The 20,487-nt window shown below is 34.5% G+C and carries 18 protein-coding genes and 2 pseudogenes; 4 read left to right on the forward strand and 16 right to left on the reverse strand.

Translation table 11 applies throughout. The annotated features are described in order from the left end of the window. Nucleotide 1 precedes the first annotated feature (1 nt). The 7 genes and pseudogenes from cydC to A6J74_RS30645 all read right to left on the reverse strand — a co-directional run. Complete coding sequence (gene cydC, locus A6J74_RS07230) at nt 2–1,726, reverse strand: thiol reductant ABC exporter subunit CydC (protein ID WP_000073464.1); 1,725 nt, start codon at nt 1,724–1,726, stop codon at nt 2–4. Continuing rightward, a complete protein-coding gene (gene cydD / locus A6J74_RS07235) occupies nt 1,723–3,444 on the reverse strand; it encodes a thiol reductant ABC exporter subunit CydD (RefSeq protein WP_080609458.1) in 1,722 nt (573 codons plus the stop codon). Before cydD ends, cydC begins: the two co-directional genes overlap by 4 nt. After that, entirely contained in the window at nt 3,444–4,460 is a 1,017-nt protein-coding gene (gene cydB, locus A6J74_RS07240) for a cytochrome d ubiquinol oxidase subunit II (protein ID WP_000950092.1), read from the reverse strand. Before cydB ends, cydD begins: the two co-directional genes overlap by 1 nt. Continuing rightward, complete coding sequence (cydA, locus tag A6J74_RS07245; protein ID WP_000448866.1) at nt 4,447–5,850, reverse strand: cytochrome ubiquinol oxidase subunit I; 1,404 nt, start codon at nt 5,848–5,850, stop codon at nt 4,447–4,449. The genes cydB and cydA overlap by 14 nt, the downstream gene beginning before the upstream one ends. 592 nt (nt 5,851–6,442) lie before the next feature. Beyond that, nucleotides 6,443–7,498, reverse strand: coding sequence for an LLM class flavin-dependent oxidoreductase (locus tag A6J74_RS07250; RefSeq protein ID WP_000417545.1), 1,056 nt, complete (start codon nt 7,496–7,498; stop codon nt 6,443–6,445). 118 nt (nt 7,499–7,616) lie between these two features. Continuing rightward, entirely contained in the window at nt 7,617–8,060 is a 444-nt protein-coding gene (locus A6J74_RS07255; protein WP_001205523.1) for a MarR family winged helix-turn-helix transcriptional regulator, read from the reverse strand. A 369-nt stretch (nt 8,061–8,429) separates the two neighbouring features. Then, nucleotides 8,430–8,501: pseudogene (locus A6J74_RS30645) on the reverse strand (DUF4352 domain-containing protein); the annotation flags it as partial. Between A6J74_RS30645 and A6J74_RS07265 the strand changes: the two are divergent. Beyond that, nucleotides 8,497–8,670, forward strand: a pseudogene (locus tag A6J74_RS07265) (siderophore biosynthesis protein); the annotation flags it as partial. The pseudogenes A6J74_RS30645 and A6J74_RS07265 sit on opposite strands and share 5 nt — an antisense overlap. A gap of 88 nt (nt 8,671–8,758) precedes the next feature. Here the strand turns inward: A6J74_RS07265 and A6J74_RS07270 are convergent. Beyond that, nucleotides 8,759–9,307 carry a DUF4865 family protein gene (locus tag A6J74_RS07270; protein WP_000579878.1) on the reverse strand — a complete coding sequence of 183 codons (549 nt, stop codon included), beginning with the start codon at nt 9,305–9,307 and terminating at the stop codon, nt 8,759–8,761. Nucleotides 9,308–9,427: 120 nt separating this feature from the next. Here A6J74_RS07270 and A6J74_RS07275 point away from each other — a divergent pair, with 120 nt between their 5' ends. Continuing rightward, nucleotides 9,428–10,216 (forward strand): LysR family transcriptional regulator, encoded by a 789-nt coding sequence (locus A6J74_RS07275; RefSeq protein WP_000404971.1) that lies wholly within the window; start codon nt 9,428–9,430, stop codon nt 10,214–10,216. A 91-nt stretch (nt 10,217–10,307) separates the two neighbouring features. On the opposite strand, the gene A6J74_RS07280 is transcribed toward A6J74_RS07275, so the two are convergent. The 7 genes from A6J74_RS07280 to A6J74_RS07310 all read right to left on the reverse strand — a co-directional run bounded on the left by A6J74_RS07280 (nt 10,308) and on the right by A6J74_RS07310 (nt 17,700). Next, the gene (locus tag A6J74_RS07280; RefSeq protein WP_002093784.1) at nt 10,308–11,261 is read right to left on the reverse strand and encodes a branched-chain amino acid ABC transporter permease; all 954 of its coding nucleotides are present in this window, start codon (nt 11,259–11,261) and stop codon (nt 10,308–10,310) included. Nucleotides 11,262–11,310: 49 nt separating this feature from the next. Beyond that, nucleotides 11,311–12,171, reverse strand: coding sequence for a branched-chain amino acid ABC transporter permease (locus tag A6J74_RS07285; RefSeq protein WP_000382810.1), 861 nt, complete (start codon nt 12,169–12,171; stop codon nt 11,311–11,313). A gap of 22 nt (nt 12,172–12,193) precedes the next feature. Continuing rightward, a complete protein-coding gene (locus tag A6J74_RS07290) occupies nt 12,194–12,895 on the reverse strand; it encodes a branched-chain amino acid ABC transporter ATP-binding protein (protein WP_001196711.1) in 702 nt (233 codons plus the stop codon). Beyond that, the gene (locus A6J74_RS07295; protein ID WP_000149304.1) at nt 12,873–13,646 is read right to left on the reverse strand and encodes an ABC transporter ATP-binding protein; all 774 of its coding nucleotides are present in this window, start codon (nt 13,644–13,646) and stop codon (nt 12,873–12,875) included. The genes A6J74_RS07290 and A6J74_RS07295 overlap by 23 nt, the downstream gene beginning before the upstream one ends. Nucleotides 13,647–13,735: 89 nt before the next feature. Continuing rightward, complete coding sequence (locus A6J74_RS07300; RefSeq protein WP_000062008.1) at nt 13,736–14,953, reverse strand: substrate-binding domain-containing protein; 1,218 nt, start codon at nt 14,951–14,953, stop codon at nt 13,736–13,738. A gap of 282 nt (nt 14,954–15,235) precedes the next feature. Continuing rightward, nucleotides 15,236–16,153 carry a CobW family GTP-binding protein gene (locus A6J74_RS07305; RefSeq protein WP_001044963.1) on the reverse strand — a complete coding sequence of 306 codons (918 nt, stop codon included), beginning with the start codon at nt 16,151–16,153 and terminating at the stop codon, nt 15,236–15,238. Nucleotides 16,154–16,263: 110 nt separating this feature from the next. Beyond that, entirely contained in the window at nt 16,264–17,700 is a 1,437-nt protein-coding gene (locus A6J74_RS07310) for a flavin monoamine oxidase family protein (protein ID WP_000528018.1), read from the reverse strand. A 200-nt stretch (nt 17,701–17,900) separates the two neighbouring features. On the opposite strand from A6J74_RS07310, the gene A6J74_RS07315 reads away from it, so the two are divergent. Next, nucleotides 17,901–18,845, forward strand: a complete 945-nt coding sequence (locus A6J74_RS07315; protein WP_000715318.1) for an L-lactate dehydrogenase — start codon at nt 17,901–17,903, stop codon at nt 18,843–18,845. 115 nt (nt 18,846–18,960) lie between these two features. Further along, the gene (locus A6J74_RS07320; RefSeq protein WP_000342829.1) at nt 18,961–19,245 is read left to right on the forward strand and encodes a YesK family protein; all 285 of its coding nucleotides are present in this window, start codon (nt 18,961–18,963) and stop codon (nt 19,243–19,245) included. Nucleotides 19,246–19,289: 44 nt separating this feature from the next. Here A6J74_RS07320 and A6J74_RS07325 read toward each other — a convergent pair whose 3' ends face one another. Next, the gene (locus A6J74_RS07325; RefSeq protein WP_001006567.1) at nt 19,290–20,309 is read right to left on the reverse strand and encodes an AI-2E family transporter; all 1,020 of its coding nucleotides are present in this window, start codon (nt 20,307–20,309) and stop codon (nt 19,290–19,292) included. Between the last annotated feature and the right edge of the window lie 178 nt (nt 20,310–20,487).

Genomic DNA, 20,487 nt, shown 5'->3' on the forward strand with positions numbered 1-20,487 from the left:
ATTATATTCCTTTATCTAGCTCATAAAGCATACGATATCTCTCATTTTCTTTAAGTAATTGCTCATGACTTCCTTGCATTACAATTTGACCACGATCAAGGAATATAACTTCATCTACATGTTCAATTCCTACAAGATGATGCGTAATCCAAATGACTGTATTTTCTTCCGTTGCAGAAAACATTGTTTCTATTAAAGATAACTCTGTCTTTGGATCTAACCCGATAGTAGGTTCATCAAGTACAATAATCGGCGCTTCTTGCATAAGCGTTCTAGCAAAAGCAACCCTTTGTCTTTCTCCACCAGAAAATCTCTTCCCCATTTCATGCATTTTTGTTTGTAATCCATCTGGAAGAGAAGCGATATGCAAAGCTAATTGTGCTTTCTCTAAAGCATTCCATATCTCTTCATCATTAGCCTCTGGTTTACCGATTCGCACATTGTTTCCAATTGTCGTATCGAACAAATGCGGTTTTTGATTTAATACGGAAATATATTTGGATAAAAGATTCGTATGGGCTTGTTCACCATTCAATAAAACTTGGCCATGTACCGGACTTAACGCCCCTGTTAACAATTTTAGTAAAGTAGATTTCCCTGTCCCACTTCTACCTAAAATGGCAATTTTCTTTCCTGCTTTTATTTGTAACGATATATCTTTTAATACAGTCTCGTTACTATCTGGATAACTATACGATATATGATTCAGTTCAATATCTACATGTTTTGGTGCACCGTAATCCTTATCTTCATGCAAATCCATTTCATCATGTAAAACACTATCACTTTCTACACGATTCAGACGATGAGCAGATTCTACATAAGATGGGATTCGATCGATGGCATCTGAAATCGGAATAAGCGCATTCGTTACAGATAAAGTCATTAATACGAAGGCCGCGATAACTGTAGGTGCAATCTGTTCACTTGCCGCTTCATTCCCAGTCCATATAATCATTGAAATAACTACAATACCTACTACTAAATGAATGAGACTGTCTCGAATATGATACCAGCGTTTCAATCTCTTCTCTGTTTTTAACAATCGATCATTTTGCTCTACATACTCATTAATAAATTCATCTTTTCGACCACTTGCCTGCCAATCCGATAATCCAAAGACTGCGTCTGTTAGTTGTTGATACAAACGGCTTCTTCCCTGCTTTAAAGTAACATGATGTCGCCTCATCAATAGTAATGATACGAATGGAAGAAGAAAAACGATAATAGCTAACATACAACCAGCAATCAGTGCAAATACGAAGTCAAATGTACCGATAACAAGTACGAAAATGCTATATACAACTAGTGCTAATATACTAGGGAATATTGTACGTAAATATAGGTTTTGTAAATGCTCTATATCTTCGGATAGTACGCCTAACACATCACCCGTTTGAAATCGCGAACGGAAAAATAACGCCTGTGGTTCTACTATTCTGTATAGTTTCGTTCTCATTCGTTCTAATATGCGTAGTACGACATCATGTCCCACTAAACGCTCTATATAATGGAAAACAGCTTGCCCTATACTAAACGCACGTGTTGCAACAATCGGAACATATACAGCCATTACATTTTCTGGTCTAAGAGCAGATTTAGAGATTAAATAACCTGAAATAAAAAGTAACATCGCACCTGAACTAACTCCAAGAAGCCCAAGGAAAATAGTTAAAGTCATTCTACCTTTATTTTGCTGTATATAAGGTTTAATCCAGTTACTCATTTCTCTCCCCTCTCTTCCCTATGAAAATGTAATGTCTCTTTCTTTAACAGTTCTTCATACGTTCCACTTTCTTTAATTTTCCCTTTATTTAAAATAAAAATATGATCCATTTGTTTCATCCAATGCAGACGATGTGTTGCAAGAAATACTAACTTACCTTCAAACAGACGTAACATCGATTGCTTTATTTCAAATTCAGTTTCAATATCAAGATGCGCCGTAGGTTCATCTAATAAAATGATTGGTTTTTTACTTAAAAGTGCACGCGCCATAGCGACACGTTGTTCTTGTCCGCCACTAAGCATACGTCCACCTTCTCCAATTCTTTCATCCATCCCATTTGGAAGGGATGCAATGAGTGAGCTAAGCCCTACATCATGAATAACTTTCTTCATTTCTTCATCCGTTGTATTTGTCTCGTAGAAACAAATATTATCTTTTAATGAAAGTGGGAAAATATATGGTTGCTGTGGAATATAAGCAATATTTTTTTGCCAATCTTCACGAGTAGATCCGTCAATTCCCACACCATTTACTAACACTTTCCCACCGGACGGAGAGAGAAATCCTGCTAACACATCGATTAACGTTGATTTCCCTGCCCCACTTTCACCAATAATGCCTATAGCACCGTTACCTTGCCAAGCAAAGTCAATTCCCTCTAATATAGCCTTTTTAGATTCATCGTTATTTACTTTTACATCTTGTAATTTCAAGCTACTTGAAGAATTCCATACTATATCTACATTTGAATCTTTCTTTTCTATTTCTTTTTGTTGCTGTAGAATTCCCTCTATTTGTTCCATCGCAAGTTGGCCATCTAATGTAGCATGATAATTCGCTCCAACTTGCTTAATCGGTAGAAAATATTCCGGAGCTAAAATTAATATTGTAAGAGCAGGCAATAAAAGAATCGTTCCGTCTATTAAACGAATTCCTAAACCTACTGCCACAAACGCAATTGATAAACTTGTAAAGAAATCTAATGCAAAAGAAGAAAGAAAAGCAACTCGCAAAGTACGCATCGTTGCTTTTCTATATCTTTTACTAACCTTTTCAATCTTTCCTTCGTGCTGTTTACTTTTCCCTAAATACTTTAATGTTTCTAACCCTTTTAACGTATCTACAAAATGATTAGAAAGTACACGATATGTTTCATATTGACTATCAGCCATTTTCTGCGCTGCTAATCCTAAAAGAATCATAAATATGATTACAATAGGAATCGTTACAACTAAAATAATTCCAGACTTAATATCCAGCGTAAAAACATATAGTACAATTAATCCCGGAACGATACTACTTCTAATCATTTTAGGGATTGTCAATTCAATATATGTTTTAAATTTTTCAATCCCTTCAATCGATAAGGTAACCAGATGACCTGTTCCGACAGTTTGAACATATCTTGGTCCTAACGTGAAATATGCCTCTATTAATTGCTTTCTTAGCAACGATCCTGCTTTTTCAGCGAAACGTTCCACTAAAATTTGTGATATTCGAACCAACATGTGGCGCGCTGCAAACATGACCCCAAAATAAACAGTTTCATTCATCACAGATTGCACTGTTTCTCCATTAAATAAAAACGTAATAGCTCTCGCTAAAAACACTGTTTGCGCAATAATACTAAAAGCTTCTAAAATACTAATAATCGTTAACGCTACATATAACATACGGCTACCGGGATAAGACGGAAGTCCTCTTTTTCTTTTCATTAGTACTCCAAATCATTGTCTGACTTAACAGGTTGTCTAAATACATAATAACTCCATATTTGACTTCCGATAACGAAAGGCAAAATAGCAATCGCAAAGTAAGTCATAAGTTTTAATGCATAAGCTCCTGATGCTGCGTTGTAAATTGTCAAATCATTCATTGCTCCTAAAGAGCTAATCATAACACGTGGGAACATACCGATAAATACACTCGCACTTAGTAAAATGATTGTTAAACTCGTCATAAAGAAAGCCCAACCATCTCTTCTTCTTTTATTTAATAAAGTGGACGCTAATAGTGCTACAAAAGCTCCAATTGGTACCATAATCCATTCTGTACCATGGGCAGTGAAAATATCGGTTTTCCATAACCCTATACCAGTAAAAATAAGAAGTGTTATTAATGAAAATGGTGCAATTTTTATTGCAGCAATTCGTGCACGTTCTCTCAATTTACCCGTTGTACGTATTGTAAGGAATTGTAGTCCATGAACAATACATAGCAGAAGGAACATTACTCCTCCAAGTAACGCAAATGGATGAAGTAATTGCAAGAATCCACCTACAACATTTTTACTCTCATCGATAGGTACACCTACCATAAAGTTTGCAATCGCAACTCCCCAAAGGATCGGAGGTAGCATACTTCCAATAAACATACCCCAATCCCATGCACTCTTCCATTTATGATTATCTATTTTCGCCCGGAATTTAAAGGAAACACCTCTTAAAATTAAAGCAAGTAGCATAAATACAAAGGGAACATAAAAACCACTAAATAAAGTTGCATACCAGTGCGGAAATGCCGCAAACATAGCGCCACCAGCACAAACAAGCCATACTTCATTCGCGTGCCAGAACGGTCCTATTGTATTCAAGTAAACTCGTTTTTCAAAATCATTCTTTCCTAAAAACCTTGAAACCATTCCTACACCAAAATCGAAACCTTCCAGTACGAAGAATCCAACAAATAAGATTGCAATAACTAAAAACCACAACTCATTAAGAGATAACATACTCTTCCTCCTTATCAAATGGATCATGGCTTTGATAATCCTTTTTCGTTTTCTTATTCGTATGTCCCTTAATAGTACGAACAAATAAGTACACACAAATTCCACCCATAATTAAATACATTGATGTGAATGAAATAAGTGAGAATAATACTTCACCGAATGTTACATTGGGTGATACAGCATCTTCTGTTTTCATTACACCAAATACTACCCAAGGCTGACGACCCATTTCAGTCATAATCCATCCTACTGTATTACCGATGAACGGAAGAGAAATTGCATACACCATTACTTTTAAATACCACGTTTTTTCAGCTAAACGATCTTTTCTTGATAAGAACCATCCGTAAGCTCCTAGAAGTAACATGAATGTTCCACTCATTACCATTGCTCTAAAACTCCAAAACATCGTATGCACTGGAGGAATATAATCTCCAGGTCCGTATTTTTCTTCATATTGTTTTTGAATTTGATTCATCCCTTCAACTTGACCGCTAAACTTATCATACGACAATAGACTTAGCATATAAGGGATTTGAATTTCAAATGAATTTTCTTTCTTCTCTGTATCAATTTTCGCAAATACTGTAAATGGCGCTGGATCCTCACTCGTATTCCATAGCGCTTCAGCTGCAGCCATTTTCATTGGATGTGTCTTAATTAATTGTTGTGCTTGTGCATGACCGAAGAACAATACAAGCGCTGTTGTAATCGTTCCAACAATGATAGAAATTCGGAACGATTTTTTAAATACTACAGTTTCTTGTCCTTTTGTAATTTTCCATGCACTTACACCCGCAATAAAGAATGCACCTGTTGCAATTGCCGCTGTAATTGTATGCGGGAACTGTACCCATAATTGTGGATTTTGAATAATCGCTAAAAAGTCATTCATTTGCGCACGACCATCTGCTGCCATTTCATACCCTACAGGTGACTGCATAAATGCACTTGCAGTTAAAATCCAAAACGCTGATAACATTGTTCCAATTGAAAGGAGCCAAATACATAGTAAGTGAATTCGCTTCGGTAGTTTATCTTCACCGAATACCCATAAACCTAAAAATGTAGACTCAATGAAAAATGCTAGTAATCCTTCAATTGCAAGTGATGGACCAAATACATCACCTACGAAACGTGAATATGTGGACCAGTTCATACCAAACTGAAATTCTTGTAAAATACCTGTTACTACACCTACTGCAAAGTTAATAAGGAATAATTGCGTCCAAAACTTCGCCATCTTCTTATATACTTCTTGTCCTTTTACCACATACAACGTTTGCATTATTGCAATAATAAAAGCTAAACCAATTGACAGCGGAACAAAAAAGTAATGGAAAATCGTTGTTGATGCGAACTGTATTCGTGCCAATTCGAGCGTTTCCATACTAAAATCACTTCCTTCATAGTTTTTATAATTAAAATTAATTGAGCAATCTTAAAAAACTCAATTATTAAGAAATGCGAAAAGACAAAAACATCTTGTATGTATTGTCGAAAAATGCAAAATTTCAGTTTTTCAAACTATTGCAATGCTATTTTTATCTTTTCACTATTTCTGTAGTGTTTTGATTCGTTAATCGAATTGTATAATATACCTGCATAGTAAATTCAGGTTATTTTTGACGTATTATTGACATCATTTTGTCTGAAATATGTCTTTTGTCATTTTTTTGAATCAGATTTTTCTCATTAGCAGAATGTGTTTTTTCAATATACGGCTTACTTTTATATCTATAAAACAATCGTTTTTTCTTCATACACTTGACTTTCACCCGGAAAAATGTCCTCGAAACCACCCTGGATAAATGCTTATTTTTTGTCAAGAGAAAAATGTATTTTCAAAATTCAAACTCGAAATAATGTTATTCAAAAATAGAAAAATAGCTTCCCTCTCCCTCGACTAAAAGTTCATTTTTTTGTCATTTTTCCAGAACAAATAAAAAACTGAGAGTCAATTAGACTCTCAGTTTTTTTATTTATTTTGCTGTATGTTTTCTAACGGCTGGTAAAATTTCAGTAGCAATTAATTCAATATTTTTCTCAATTTTATCAAATGGTACACCGCCAAAATCAATTTGTGCCATAAAGCGTTGTTGGCCAAACAATTCATATTGGTAAAGCATTTTCTCAATGATTTGTTGTGGGCTACCAACCATTAAAGCATCACGGTAATCTATTGCATTTGTAAATTGCTGTTTCGGATACCCACCACCGCGCAGTGTAAGCATACCAGCATTAATATGAGGGTAATATTCACTAAGTGCATCTTGTGAATTTTTTGCCGTATAAAATAAACTCGTTGTCGCAACTGGTAAACTAGCTGGATCAAATCCACTTTGCTGAGCAGCCTCGCGGTAAGCATCTACTGACACTTTAAAGTTAATTGCTGGACCACCAAGTGTTGTTATCATCATTGGCACACCTGCACGTCCTGCTTTAATTGCACTAGCTGGCGGTCCACCAACCGCACGCCAAATTGGCAGGTTATTGTTTTTAGCTCTAGGAATAACTGAAGCATGCTCAAGTGGTGCTCTGAACTGCCCATTCCATGTGACATGTTCCTCTTTATTAATTTTTAATAAAAGATCCATCTTCTCTTCAAATAACTCTTCATAATCATTTACATCGTAACCAAGTAAACTATATCCTCCAATACGAGATCCACGACCAGCTACGATTTCAGCACGACCATTAGAAATCAAGTCAATGGTAGCGAAATCCTCATATACTCGAACTGGGTCAGATGTACTTAATATCGTTGCGGAACTTGCAATTTTTATATTTTTCGTAGCTTGCGCGGCCGCACCTAAAATAACTGTATGAGCTTGCGTTGTAAAATGTGTTTGATGACTTTCGCCGACAGCAAACACATCAAGCCCTGCCTCATCTGCTAACTTAGCTGTTTCAATTAGTTCGTGAATTCTTTTCTCTGGCGTAATTTTCTCCCCATTATGTGGATTTAAAACATGATCACCGATTGAATATAATCCAAACTCAATTCCTTTTCTTGTATCTATACGGTATTTTTCCATAGTTACTCTCCCCTTTAATAAAGTAGTATTAGTTTTTTTCTAAAAACGTTGGTAAGTCAAGTGTATCTCCGTATTACCTACGCCCTCACTTGATTAGTCAATTGATAGTATAAAAAAATTACTCTTGCGGTAATTCTTTTTTTTCACTATGCTTATGAACTTTCGTCATCAGCTCGTATAATATTTTCTGCTCTTCTTCATTTAATACATCATCAAAAAACGAAGATTGAAATGCAAGTTGCTCTGGCAATGCTCTCTCTAAAGCTGCTTCTCCTTGCTCTGTAAGACTAATTGTTTTTGTTTTCCAATCTTGTTTTCGCACAATATATCCTTCTTTTTCAAGACGAGTTAACATTCGAGAAATACCGCCTTGCGTAACAGTAACCTTTTCAGCTAACTCCATTTGTGTCAACGGCTGATATGTCCGTATTTGCAAAAGGACATCAAATTGGGCTGTCGTTAAATCAAACCGTTTTAAAAATTCATTTGACATTTGATTACTTTGATTCGTAAATCGTATTAAACGTAACCATATTAACGATCCTATCGTATTATCACGCATGTTTTATCACTTCCTAGCGTTTATCTTATTATCACTTTACTACGCAAGTGATGTTAATGCAAGTGATAATTACATTTTTTTATATAACTCAACTTACTTGAACTTAACCAAAGGTATTACTCGTGTAGTATTAGGTCTACTTACCATTCTCTACATCTCCATAAAAAAAGGATTAAGCTCCAACGCCTAATCCTTATCATGCATTTATTTTTGTTTTCCAAAACGGTATGTTTGAAATTCACACCATCTAACCTATTATTTTCTTTTATCGTACCGTAAATTCATTCAAGATTACCGTCTTCATGTAAAACTTGTATAGGTTTGCATAAGAGACCCTTGTTTACACCCATCGGGCTTTTACGGGATAAATTACTTAAGTTCCACTTTTACTTCCTCCTTAGACATAACATCAGGTCTATAAATTAATTGAAGATTTGAATCTTTTGACTATACTAATCTTCTATATGTGCCAAAAGATGAATATGGTCATCCATTTACGTATGTTGGATTTGTTACAGGATATTATTTTCAAGCTTATGGTGCAGATCGTATATACTTATTCTTCAATAAAGAATTAAGAAAAGCAGTAATTTGTTTTGAGTATACATAAGATAACCAAGAAAAATCCATTTTGAACCTTTTTACTTGAATCAAAATGGATTTTTTATAAATAATTAATCTATATTTCAATTCCACATCTACTGTGAAATGTGTAGAACTTCATATATTGTAATATCCTTCATTGCTTCAATTTCAGGCTTTTCTTCATAAAAATCAAAATGACTATATCCCCACTTATCTGGGTTATAGACTATTACATTCCCTATACAATTTTCTGTATTCTGGACATTCTGATTCGAAATATTAAATTGAGCCCCAATCAATGAATCCATTTGAGAAATACTCCCTACATATTCAACAACATATCTACTTTTTCTAAAGTCATTACTTACATTAACAACGAATGGAACACCTATATTTATTTGTTGCCACCCGAACGATTGTAAAATATTATCGTAATACCCTTCAAAGATAAATTTGTTCATCCCTTCATGACCATTCCAAATATATAAAGGTGCATAGCAATTATAGAAATTCCCGTCCTTACCTGCCTCAGTAATTAAATAGGCCTTAAAATTCAACTCTTGAAAACCATCTGTTTTATGACCATTCTTTTTTACCCTTTCTCTAATAATCCTTATATCATAATCCTTTGGCAAAATAACCTTATATTGCATTCCAATCATGTTTATCACTCACTTTCAATCTTATATACATAATGATAAACCGATGGCTAACTAACGTAAAATAGGTATAAATTATGTTTGGTATCATTTATAATGATACCGTATAAGGGGCTGAAATGAATGGAAATAAATGATCTTATCATATTTAAAACTGTAGCGAATGAAGGCTCTATTAGTAAAGCTGCTAAAGAGCTAGGTTATGTGCAACCGAATATAACGGAGCGAATAAAAAAATTAGAACAAGAGTTAGAAACACCATTACTACATAGAGATAACAAAGGTGTTTCATTGTTACCTTCTGGTGACATTTTATTAGACTACACGAATAGAATATTAACTCTGTTAGAAGAAGCAAAAAATGAAATTAAAACGAGTGGTTCTTCTTATGTAATTGCGACATCACAATCTATTTTGACAAATTATTTAAGTATGCGCATTAAAGAAAATTTTAGGAGTTACCAACTATACATTGAAAGTAGTAGCCACTTACAAACACTGTTACAGCAACAAAAAGTTGATATGGTCATAACTTATGAGGATTATCCTGACGCAGCGTTTAAAAAAGTATTCACCACTTCAATTTCTGTAGGTTTATTAAAAGCGAAAGAAAAGTGTACCATTGACTATTCAAAAGAACTTTTCTTCGTTAGTAATGACAAGAAGTGCCCTTTTAGAAATAAGACAATACAATTTTTAAAAGAAAACAATCTATCTCAGCGCCAACTTCAACAGTTAGATTCTTATTCGCTTATGGAAGAATTTATCGTTGAGGGAAATGGGATAGCTTTTTTACCGATTAAAAATGATAAGTTAGTAACAATTGAAAATGTTCCAATAGAGAAATTAGCTGTTCATTTTTTTACGAATCGAAACTTTATTAAGCATACCCCTGATGAACTATTTGAGTAATAGAATGACTTTGTTTACAAACTTTTTTCAAAATAAAAACCCCTCTTGAACGTATATAAAAGAGGGGTTTTTTTTATATACAATTGATTTTTCACACGTTCTGCTCCACACCTGCGCTTTTCTCCTTCTTACTCCTTTTAACACTCTTCAACTGCTTAACCGTTCCAACTAATCCTTTCGGAAAAACTAGTAACACGATTATATACAATAACCCTAGAATAATCGTCCATCTTTCAAAAATCGGATACTCCGTCGCTAATTCTGATAAATAATATTTTAGTGATTCAATGATACCAGCTCCTGCAATGGCTCCGATTAACGTTCCAACCCCTCCAATCATTGTCATTAATAATGCATTTAACGTCATTTCAATTGAAAATACAGTGGTATTTACAAAGCGTAATGTGATGACGAATAGACCACCGCTAATCGCTGCAACTATTCCCGCCACTACACTTGCGATAATTTTATAATGAAGAACTTTATAACCAAGTGCTTCAACTCTTTGTTCATTTTGTGAAATTGCCTTTAATACTTTCCCAATTGAAGATTTGGTGAAAAGACGTAGCAAAATGAAAATATTGATTAAACATATAAACGTTACATAATAAAATGTAAAACGATCACGGAATATTTCTGGTACTCCAAATGTAAATCCATCTCCTCCGTGAGTTAGCCCACGCCATTTTTCAGCAAGTACGAAAAACAACTGTGAAATAGCGAGCGTTAACATTGCATAAAAATGACTTTTCAACCGTAAAGAAAGCAAGCCGATTATATAACTAACGATTGCTGAAACGATAATTGCCGCTATTATACCTATGAAAAAGTTTGTTATTGATACACCTTGCCGATCGAATAAAAGTGCTACCCCATATGCTCCTATTCCAAAGAACATACAGTGGCCGAACGATACAATTCCTGTATAACCAAGCAATATATCAAAACTCATTGCAAAAATAGCAAAGATGAAGATTTGAGTGAACAAAATTAACAAGCTCCGTGAATCATTTACGAACGGAAATACACTTAAACAAATGAGCATAAATACTCCGAAGTATACTTTAATTCGATTCGATGTGTTGTTCACCATTTCACCCCTTTTCACCAACAAGTCCAGTTGGCTTCACTATTAAGAAAAACAGTAACATTAACATATTGATTGCAAGTGATAAATCTGGCATGAAATATGCTGTAAAAGCTCCGGCTAATCCGACAATTAAAGAAGCGATAGCTGAACCTTGGACGCTACCTAACCCTCCAATTATTACTACAATGAAAGCTAAAATTGCATATTGCATACCCATTCCGGCGAAAACAACGCCTGAATATGGTGCAAATAAGAATCCACCTAACGCTGCCATTCCTGCTCCTAATAGAAAGACGAACGAAAATATAGCTTTCACGTTAATGCCGAGTGCTTGAACCATCTCCTTATCCATTACACCAGCGCGGATCATAAGACCTATCTTTGTTTTTTTGAGTAGTAATAGTAGAGCAATGTAAATTAGTATCCCAACTAAAATAACGAACAACCGGTATTTTATTAATATAACCCCTCCAAATGTATAGCTACCTTGTAACCATATCGGTAACTTTGCACTAATTGGATTCGGTCCCCAAAATATTTTTATACACTCACTAAGAACGAGCATTCCTCCGAGTGTAACGAGTAGCTGGCGAACATGGTTTCCATACACTGGCCTAATAAGAAATCGTTCTAAAATAAAACCAAGCAACATTCCCATAGCAACCGCTCCAACTAACGCTAACACATAACTACCTGTCATATTAAATAACCAAACGCCTGTAAAAGCTCCCCATGCAAATAAACCACCATGTGCAAAGTTTAAAACGCTCATTAGGCCGAAAATAAGTGAAAGACCTGATGCTAATAAAAAAATAAGCATCCCGGTTGAAACGCCGTTTACAAATAAGTTAATTAACACATCCACGTTCTATCCCCCCGTATCAATGTTAAGAAATACCTAAATATTTATGACATGTTTCTTTATCCTCTCGCAGTTCATTCATAAAACCTTTATGCACAATACGCCCATTATCCATAATGTAAAAATAATCACCGATTTGACTAGCCATCATAAAATTTTGTTCAACAAGTAAAACAGTCGTTTTCTCCTTCATTTTCAAAATTGCTACCATTAATTTTTCTATCATAATTGGTGATAGCCCCTTACTTGGCTCGTCAATAAGCAATAGTCCATCACTATTAATAAACGCTCTTGAAATAGCCAACATTTGTTTTTGTCCCCCGCTTAAAAGCCCACTTTTCTTATTCCAAAACTGCTTTAAATCAGGAAATAGCTCGAGCATCCAATCTATTTTCTCGTGAACTTCTTCCCCTTTTCCACTCGCAAGTGCGAACGTCTCTTCTACTGTTAAATCATGAAAAATCCCTTGATTTTCTGGTACATAGCCTATTCCTTTTCTTGAAATTAAATGTGTAGATAATCCATTGACCTGCGTACTATCATAATAAATCTCACCATTTGCTATCCGATGAAATCCCATAACCGATCGCAACGTTGTTGTTTTTCCCGCCCCGTTTCTTCCAAACAGTACAGTAATCGTCCCTTTCTCAACAGTGAGTGATACCCCTTGTAAAATATGAAACTGATCTAAATACGTCTCTATATTATTCACTTGTAATAGAGCCACTATATAATCCCCCTAAATAAGCACTTTGTACACGCTCATCTTTCATCATTTCTTCTGGTAACCCTTCCGCTAATAACTCGCCATGAAATAAAACGATAAGATGGTCCGACAAACCTAGTACCATATCCATTTTGTGTTCGATGAGTACGATTGTGCTCTCTGGATGTTTTTTAATATTTTCAATCACTTGTAAAATAGCCGGAACTTCCTCAACTGAAATACCCGCAGTTGGCTCATCAAGCAGTAATACATCTGTCTTTAATGCTAATAACATAGCAAGCTCTAACTTTCTTTTTTCCCCGTGAGCTAAATCTTTTGCTAATACCCCCTCTTTCTCATGAAGTAGCACTGTTTTTAAAAGACGTCTCGCCTCTCCAGTTTGCTGCTTTAACTTAGCTACATTCGGGAAAAAACTGTAATAATCTTGAACGAATGATTGAACACTTAAACGTACATTTTCAAGTACCGTTAACTCTGGGAATATATTTGTAAGCTGAAAAGAGCGCCCGATTCCTAATCTTGTTCGGTCTGAAATCGATAATTTTGTAATCTCTTTTCCTTTAAAATACACTTCACCTTTCGTCGGAGAAATTTGTCCACTTAGTAAGTTAAATAACGTTGTCTTGCCGGCACCATTCGGTCCAATAATTGAAATGAGCTTTCCCTTTTGTACCGTTAAATTAACATCTTTAATAACATGATGGTCACCAAAAGATACACAAAGATTTTTCGTCTCTAACAAATGTGTCACGAAATCCCTCCCTTTAAAGCTTTCAGTATGAAAGAAATACGTATAAAGAGGGTATCCCCTCTTTATACAAAAACAACAGAAAATTCAGTCTATTTATTTTGAACTGGTGGTTCTGTCTCTTTCATCGTTAATTCTCGCTCTAACACTGGTACCGGATAATCAACACCATCTTGCTTTTTCAACGTGATAGAATATAGCGTCTGCATCGCTTGGTGGTCTTTCTCTCTAAATTTCATCTTTCCTTTCGGTGTATCAAATTCCATTCCTTCCATTTTCTTAATCAATGTATTTACATCTGTATCACCATTTGTTTTCTTTAATGCTTCCACAATGGAAATTGCCGCTGACATTCCTCCTGCTGTAAATAAATCTGGTACTGCACCATTAAATCTTTTTTTATGTTCTTCAACTAACCAGTCATTCACCTTATTTTTTGGAAGTGCATGATAATAAACAGAAAAACCTTGCATTCCTACTAATGCATCCATCGTTTTTAATGCTGGTATATCCGGTGCACCAGTAGAGACTTTAATACCTTGCGCTTCCACATTCATATCTTTCAACTGTTTCCAAGGTGAATTTGCCCCTGCCCAAACGATAAATAAGTAATCTGGTTTTGAGCTAATGATATTTTGAATATTTGCCGTAAAATCTGTTGAATTCGTGTCAGCGTATTGCTCGTTTACAATGTTTGCTCCTAATTTTTTCGCACCCGCTTTAAATGCCGCAATCCCTTCACGACCAAAAGCGTTATCTGGAGCAAACGTCGCAATCTTTACATCTTTTTTCGCAATTGCTGCTGCTCCTGCAATCGCATCTTGTGAGGAACTTCTTCCAGTTCTAAAAATATATTTATTCCAGTTCTTCCCGGTAATACTATCAGCAACTGCCGGTTCTACAACCATAATTTTTTCATATTCTTCAGCAAGTGGTAAAACCGCTAACGTATCACTTGAACTAGACGATCCGACTAAGAAATCAACTTTCTCTTCTTCTAATAATTTCGTAGCTTTCTTTACCGCTACATCGGCTTTCGTTTCTGTATCTTCTACTACAAACTTAATTTTTTTCCCTTCCACTTTCCCTGTTCCACCAGTTGCATAGTCTAACCCTAATTCAAATCCGTTCACTGTTTGCTTTCCATACGATTCTAATGGACCTGTTAATGATGCAAGAACCCCTACCTTAATCGTTTTTTCATCCTCTGTACTTGTTTTCTTTCCTGAACAAGCTGCCGTTATTAATAACGAACCTAAAACACAACCAGTAAACATTGTTTTTAGCCACTTACGTTTTTTCATCGACATTGTGATCCTCCCCATACTTTACTTTCTGATAGAATCAAACACGCCAAATTCCCCTGCCCGTAATCATGACTTTTAAACTATAAGATAGATAATGGAAAACTCTTGTAGTATCCTCTACATTCGGCACAAATCTATAATCACCTTCCTATTAAATGGAAACGGACATACAATCAATATATATTCCGTTATCCAATTGAAAATACTGTTTCATTACAGTATTCATCACGAAAAAAGCTGCAATAATTAACTTAAGTTAATTATTGCAGCCTACATAAAAAGCACTTAATTATTTTCTACCCTTTCTAACCCTTCAACCAATTGTTTCTTATCTAGCCCTTCCCCGATTACTACCAAGTTTGTCGGGAAACCAAAATCTTGCTCTAGTAAAGTTGGTACGCCAAATGAATATTGGAATAGATGAGGGTATTTATCTCCATGGAATTTCACAAAACCTTTCACTCTATAAATACTATCTGGTAAATTCGAAAGCCATTCATATAATTTGTCTTGATCAATCGATTTCGTAAATTTATACGTCATCGTTTGTATATGTAAATGCTGTTTAACATGAAGTGTCTCGTGTTCCCCAGCACTCACAAATTCAGTTTCTTCTATATCATCTAAAGATATATTACAATATTTTGTTTCAAACAATTTCGCATGATTATTTATTGCTTTCACTTCTTCAAGTACTTTGTTCTTATCTTCTTCTGTTAGTAAATCTGATTTATTAATAAGAAGGTGACTACTAAATTTCATTTGCTCATGCAGTAACTGTTGCACATTTGCACTTAATATACTTCGATTTAACCATCTTACTGCATCTAAAACGACTACAATTGATTTCACTTCTAAGAAAGGTGCTAAAATTGGTGATACACATGCATCTAACACTTCAATTGGATGTGCGACGCCTGTTGTTTCTATGTAAATCACATCTGGTCTTTCTTGCTGATATAATGAATGCAATTGTATTTCAAGTTCTTCCTTTAACGTACAACAAATACATCCTTTTAGTAATTCTCTTAACACATTCTCTTTACCAATAATATCTGTATCTACTGAGTATTCACCAATTTCATTCATTAAAACAGCAACTTTTCTATTCTTCTTCTTCTCCGCTACTAATAAATTTTGTAATAATGTTGATTTTCCACTACCTAAAAAACCACCTAATATATGAATTTCCACTTTATTCATTTGATCAACCATCCATTTCTTTATTTCAAACGTATTCAAAGCGTAATAATTACGATTTATATTTATCATTTTATTAAAAGAATAACAATTTGTAAATATATCTACTATCTTCACTTTTCATTTACTTCATGAGCAACTCTAATTCCAGACTCAATCGCTCCCTGCATCCACCCATGTGTCAACGTTGTATGTTCTCCTGCAAAGTGTACGTTTCCAGCCGGCGACGCAATATAAGGAAATAATTCTAGCTCTTGGCCTGGTTCAAAAGCTGTAAATGCTCCGCAAGAATACGTATTCTTACTCCAGCTAAAAGATTCCCCTGTTATAAACTCACTATAGACTACATTCCCATATATTTGCGCTAAATTTTTCAATGCGTAACGAATACGCTCTCTATGCGGGAGACTATCCCATGTTAAAGCCTCATCCGCCCACGTATAACTTGCTATAACGATAGCTGCCCCTGGTGACTGAATGCCATAGCTCGGATAATATGTAAAACGTATCGGTAAATCCGTAATAGATTTCCCACCATACTGCCCGACTCTTTCCCAAAATCTACTTTTGAACTCTATCGCAATTTTAGTTGCAGCAATATAATTTAATTCACGAATTGCTCGTCTTTTAAAATAAGTGAATAAATGAAATGGCTGAACTTCTACAAATCGTAACGCCGAAAACGGAATTGTGATAATAGCAATATCACTTGTTATTGTAAATGGATCTAACGTTTGTTCATGTTTTACTTGCAGCATCACTTTATTATCTTCTTGTATTATTTTTTCTACTTTATAGGACATAAAAATATTATCCTTTAGCTGTGGCAAAAATGCATTTGGTAATGCATCCATCCCGCCCGTTATCTCGTAATATTTCGCCGTTGAAGTAAAAAAAATCATTTCCCGTAATACTTCAATTAAAGACATTCCCATATATGCTTCCATATCAAGAAGTACACCAATCATATCTATTGCTCCATCCGAATAATACTCCATTAAAAATGAACCAAGCGAATACGTTTTATACTTTTTTTCAACGATAAACCAGTGTTTATTAGGATCCTTCTTAATATAATTTAGTATTGGTTCTAATACTTCAAGCATTAGCTCTTCTGCCGTTTTTCCTCTTTCTTTATCCAAAACCGGATATTCAAGTATACTTGGATCATTTTCAAACACATTCAATCTCGTTTGAATATGATTCGTATAAATGATATCTGCAAAAGTTTTATTTATAAAAAGGTTTAACGGTAGTTTAAATTTACGAATATACGCTAAAGTTAACTCATGCGTATCAGGAATTCTCATCGGTCCTGCATTAAAGTATAAACCCGCACTAAACGGTTCACGAATCGTATACACCCTGCCACCTATTCTGTTATTTGCTTCTATAATCGTTACTTCATGTCCAGCCTCTTTTAATAAAGAACCTGCAACTAATCCAGAAATCCCTGCACCGGCAACTGTAATTTGTTTGGGGTTATTCGTTTTGGCAAGCCCTTCATGAACAATTTGAAGCATTTGTTCCATCGATAATGGATTCCCCATACCATTTCCCCTTTTAAAAAGGATTTTACTGAATTATATTCAGTTAACTGAATTCCTATGTTTTGTTCGCAAATTTGAACGGATACATTTTCAAATACTTGAATATCTTTTATAAAATGTAATAAACTAGATATGAATCTATAGAAGTAGGACGTATTATCTTACATAATAAAATCAATGAAATTGCGAGGAATTGTGAAATGAAAAAAGGTATTAACCGTGTTGTATTAGTAGGAACAGGTGCAGTTGGATGTAGCTATGCTTACTGCATGATTAACCAAGCTGTAGCTGAAGAATTTGTTTTAGTTGATGTAAATGAAGCAAAAGCCGAAGGAGAAGCAATGGATTTAAGTCACGCTGTTCCATTTGCACCAGCTCCAACTAGAGTATGGAAAGGTAGCTACGAAGATTGTAAAGATGCTGATCTTGTAGTCATTACAGCTGGATTACCACAAAAGCCAGGTGAAACACGTTTAGATTTAGTTGAGAAAAACGCTAAAATCTTTAAACAAATCGTTCGCAGTATTATGGATAGCGGATTTGATGGCATCTTCTTAATCGCAACAAACCCTGTAGATATTTTAACGCACGTTACTTGGAAAGAATCTGGTTTACCAAAAGAACGAGTAATCGGTTCTGGTACAACGCTTGACTCTGCTCGTTTCCGCTATATGTTAGGTGAGTACTTCGACATTGGTCCACACAACATTCATGCTTATATTATCGGAGAACATGGCGATACAGAACTTCCAGTATGGAGTCACGTATCAGTTGGTATTCAAAAACTACAAACGCTTCTTGATAAAGACAACACATACACACAAGAAGATTTAGACAAAATTTTCATAAATGTTCGTGATGCAGCCTACCATATTATTGAGCGCAAAGGTGCAACTTATTATGGTATTGGTATGTCACTTCTACGTGTTACAAAAGCTATTTTAAACGACGAAAATAGCGTATTAACAGTTTCAGCATACTTAGAAGGTCAATACGGTCAAAAAGATGTTTATATCGGCGTACCTGCTGTTTTAAATCGTGGCGGTGTTCGTGAAATTTTAGAAGTAGAATTAAGTGAAGACGAAGAATTAAAATTCGATCACTCTGTTCAAGTGTTGAAAGAAACAATGGCTCCCGTTCTTTAATCGTATATTTCATTCAAAAAAGCAATCCAATTCATATTGGATTGCTTTTTTATATTTTTATTGTTCACCCTCAATCTAAACCGTAATATTATCCATAATAGAAAGGAGTGATTTTATGGATGATTCTTGGACAATTGTCATCCTCTTACTAGCTGTAGCGTCATTAATACTTTTTCTCTTTTTAATCATCAGAACGCTATTTCCAACTAAAAAATATGATAAGAATCTCGGGTTGATCCTTATTATTTTAAGCTTATTAGCAATACCGATAAGTATGTTCCTTATAGGAGGATGGGCAGGTATGGGGATTGGCATAATCGCGGTCCTTATTTTTGCTGCTGTTATTATAGCTTTAATTGCAAATAAATTTATAAAACTACCTCCTCCAAAAAAAAAATAAGAAATAACCGATGTTTTCAAAAAAGACAACATCGGTTATTTCTATCACTTATTGCTTTTAATCAATTTATCATTATTTACGTCAAGTACATCTAATAAAAAGATAAAGATCGGTATCCCGATAATAAGCCCCCATATTCCGAGGAAGTGCTCTGAAAAGATGAGAATCATAAATGTATAAAAGACAGGCAAATTCGTTTTTGCAGACATAAATTTTGGATTTAAAAAATAACTTTCAAGAGCGTGAATCACTGTAATGAACACTAGTATGTACAAAACGTACATAACCCCACCTACGTTATAGGCAATGATACAAAGTGGAAACAGTGAAATGATTACGCCGGCAACAGGAATCAACCCTAATAAGAAAATCATAACAGCTAATACGAGAAGCTGTGGAAATCCTAAAACGATTAATGCAATGACAGTCAGGATACAATTTACAACTGCAATTAAAAATTGTGCTTCAATTACTTTACCGAACGACCTTGCAAACCTTTCACCAAAATATGCAATCTCCTCATAAAAAATCTTTAGTTTACTCTCTTTAAACTTAGAAGTAAATGTAATAATACGCTCTTTTTCTAATAAGAAAAATAAGCTTAATATTAGAGACAATAATATTTGTAAACTCACCTTTCCTATATTCGCTATCGATTGATAGATGACATCTACACCTTGTTCTATATATTTTGATACTTCCATTCCATTAATTGTCGAAAGTGCATATTTAATGATCTCATTATCCGGTGGATTTTGAAAAAACAGTTTAAATTGATAAATCAATTGTGAAATTTGTATCGTTAGCACAGGCAAATATTTATACAATGTCGTGCCGATAAAGGAAACTAATATTATATACAAACATGCGATAACAATTTTTCGATTCACTTTCAATTTCTTTGAAATAAAACGTTGAAACCGATCCATTAAAAATGTCAGTATAAACGTAATTAATATTAAATTGATCATACTTTTTAATCCGTATAATACAAACGCTAATATTATTAAAACGATAAACCGTTGAAACCCTCTACTTCGAAAAAAATTTTTCACTTCATTCATTAAGATTTAACCTCCCCCTTCTATGGATGTAAATTTGATATATTACAAAACGAACGTATTCATTGTAATACTATTACATTTTATGAACTTCTATAGACAATCTTTCTTACTAATTTGGAAGAATCCTTTTTTTCTTTTTTAATGTCTGATTTTTTATCTAATCCTTTCCTAAAAACTA

Origin of the sequence: Bacillus sp. FDAARGOS_235 (assembly GCF_002073415.2) — a bacterium.
Lineage (GTDB): Bacteria > Bacillota > Bacilli > Bacillales > Bacillaceae_G > Bacillus_A > Bacillus_A toyonensis.

Excerpts from the sequence above, each read along its gene's own strand:
- A6J74_RS07325 (WP_001006567.1), bottom strand. The coding sequence starts at position 20,309 with ATGAATGAAGTGAAAAATTTTTTTCGAAGTAGAGGGTTTCAACGGTTT.
- A6J74_RS07280 (WP_002093784.1), bottom strand. The coding sequence starts at position 11,261 with ATGCTCATTTGTTTAAGTGTATTTCCGTTCGTAAATGATTCACGGAGC.
- A6J74_RS07320 (WP_000342829.1), top strand. The coding sequence starts at position 18,961 with ATGGATGATTCTTGGACAATTGTCATCCTCTTACTAGCTGTAGCGTCA.
- A6J74_RS07300 (WP_000062008.1), bottom strand. The coding sequence starts at position 14,953 with ATGTCGATGAAAAAACGTAAGTGGCTAAAAACAATGTTTACTGGTTGT.
- cydA (WP_000448866.1), bottom strand. The coding sequence starts at position 5,850 with ATGGAAACGCTCGAATTGGCACGAATACAGTTCGCATCAACAACGATT.
- A6J74_RS07270 (WP_000579878.1), bottom strand. The coding sequence starts at position 9,307 with ATGATTGGAATGCAATATAAGGTTATTTTGCCAAAGGATTATGATATA.
- cydD (WP_080609458.1), bottom strand. The coding sequence starts at position 3,444 with ATGAAAAGAAAAAGAGGACTTCCGTCTTATCCCGGTAGCCGTATGTTA.
- A6J74_RS07310 (WP_000528018.1), bottom strand. The coding sequence starts at position 17,700 with ATGGGGAATCCATTATCGATGGAACAAATGCTTCAAATTGTTCATGAA.
- A6J74_RS07255 (WP_001205523.1), bottom strand. The coding sequence starts at position 8,060 with ATGCGTGATAATACGATAGGATCGTTAATATGGTTACGTTTAATACGA.
- A6J74_RS07275 (WP_000404971.1), top strand. The coding sequence starts at position 9,428 with ATGGAAATAAATGATCTTATCATATTTAAAACTGTAGCGAATGAAGGC.
- cydC (WP_000073464.1), bottom strand. The coding sequence starts at position 1,726 with ATGAGTAACTGGATTAAACCTTATATACAGCAAAATAAAGGTAGAATG.
- A6J74_RS07315 (WP_000715318.1), top strand. The coding sequence starts at position 17,901 with ATGAAAAAAGGTATTAACCGTGTTGTATTAGTAGGAACAGGTGCAGTT.
- A6J74_RS07305 (WP_001044963.1), bottom strand. The coding sequence starts at position 16,153 with ATGAATAAAGTGGAAATTCATATATTAGGTGGTTTTTTAGGTAGTGGA.
- cydB (WP_000950092.1), bottom strand. The coding sequence starts at position 4,460 with ATGTTATCTCTTAATGAGTTGTGGTTTTTAGTTATTGCAATCTTATTT.
- A6J74_RS07250 (WP_000417545.1), bottom strand. The coding sequence starts at position 7,498 with ATGGAAAAATACCGTATAGATACAAGAAAAGGAATTGAGTTTGGATTA.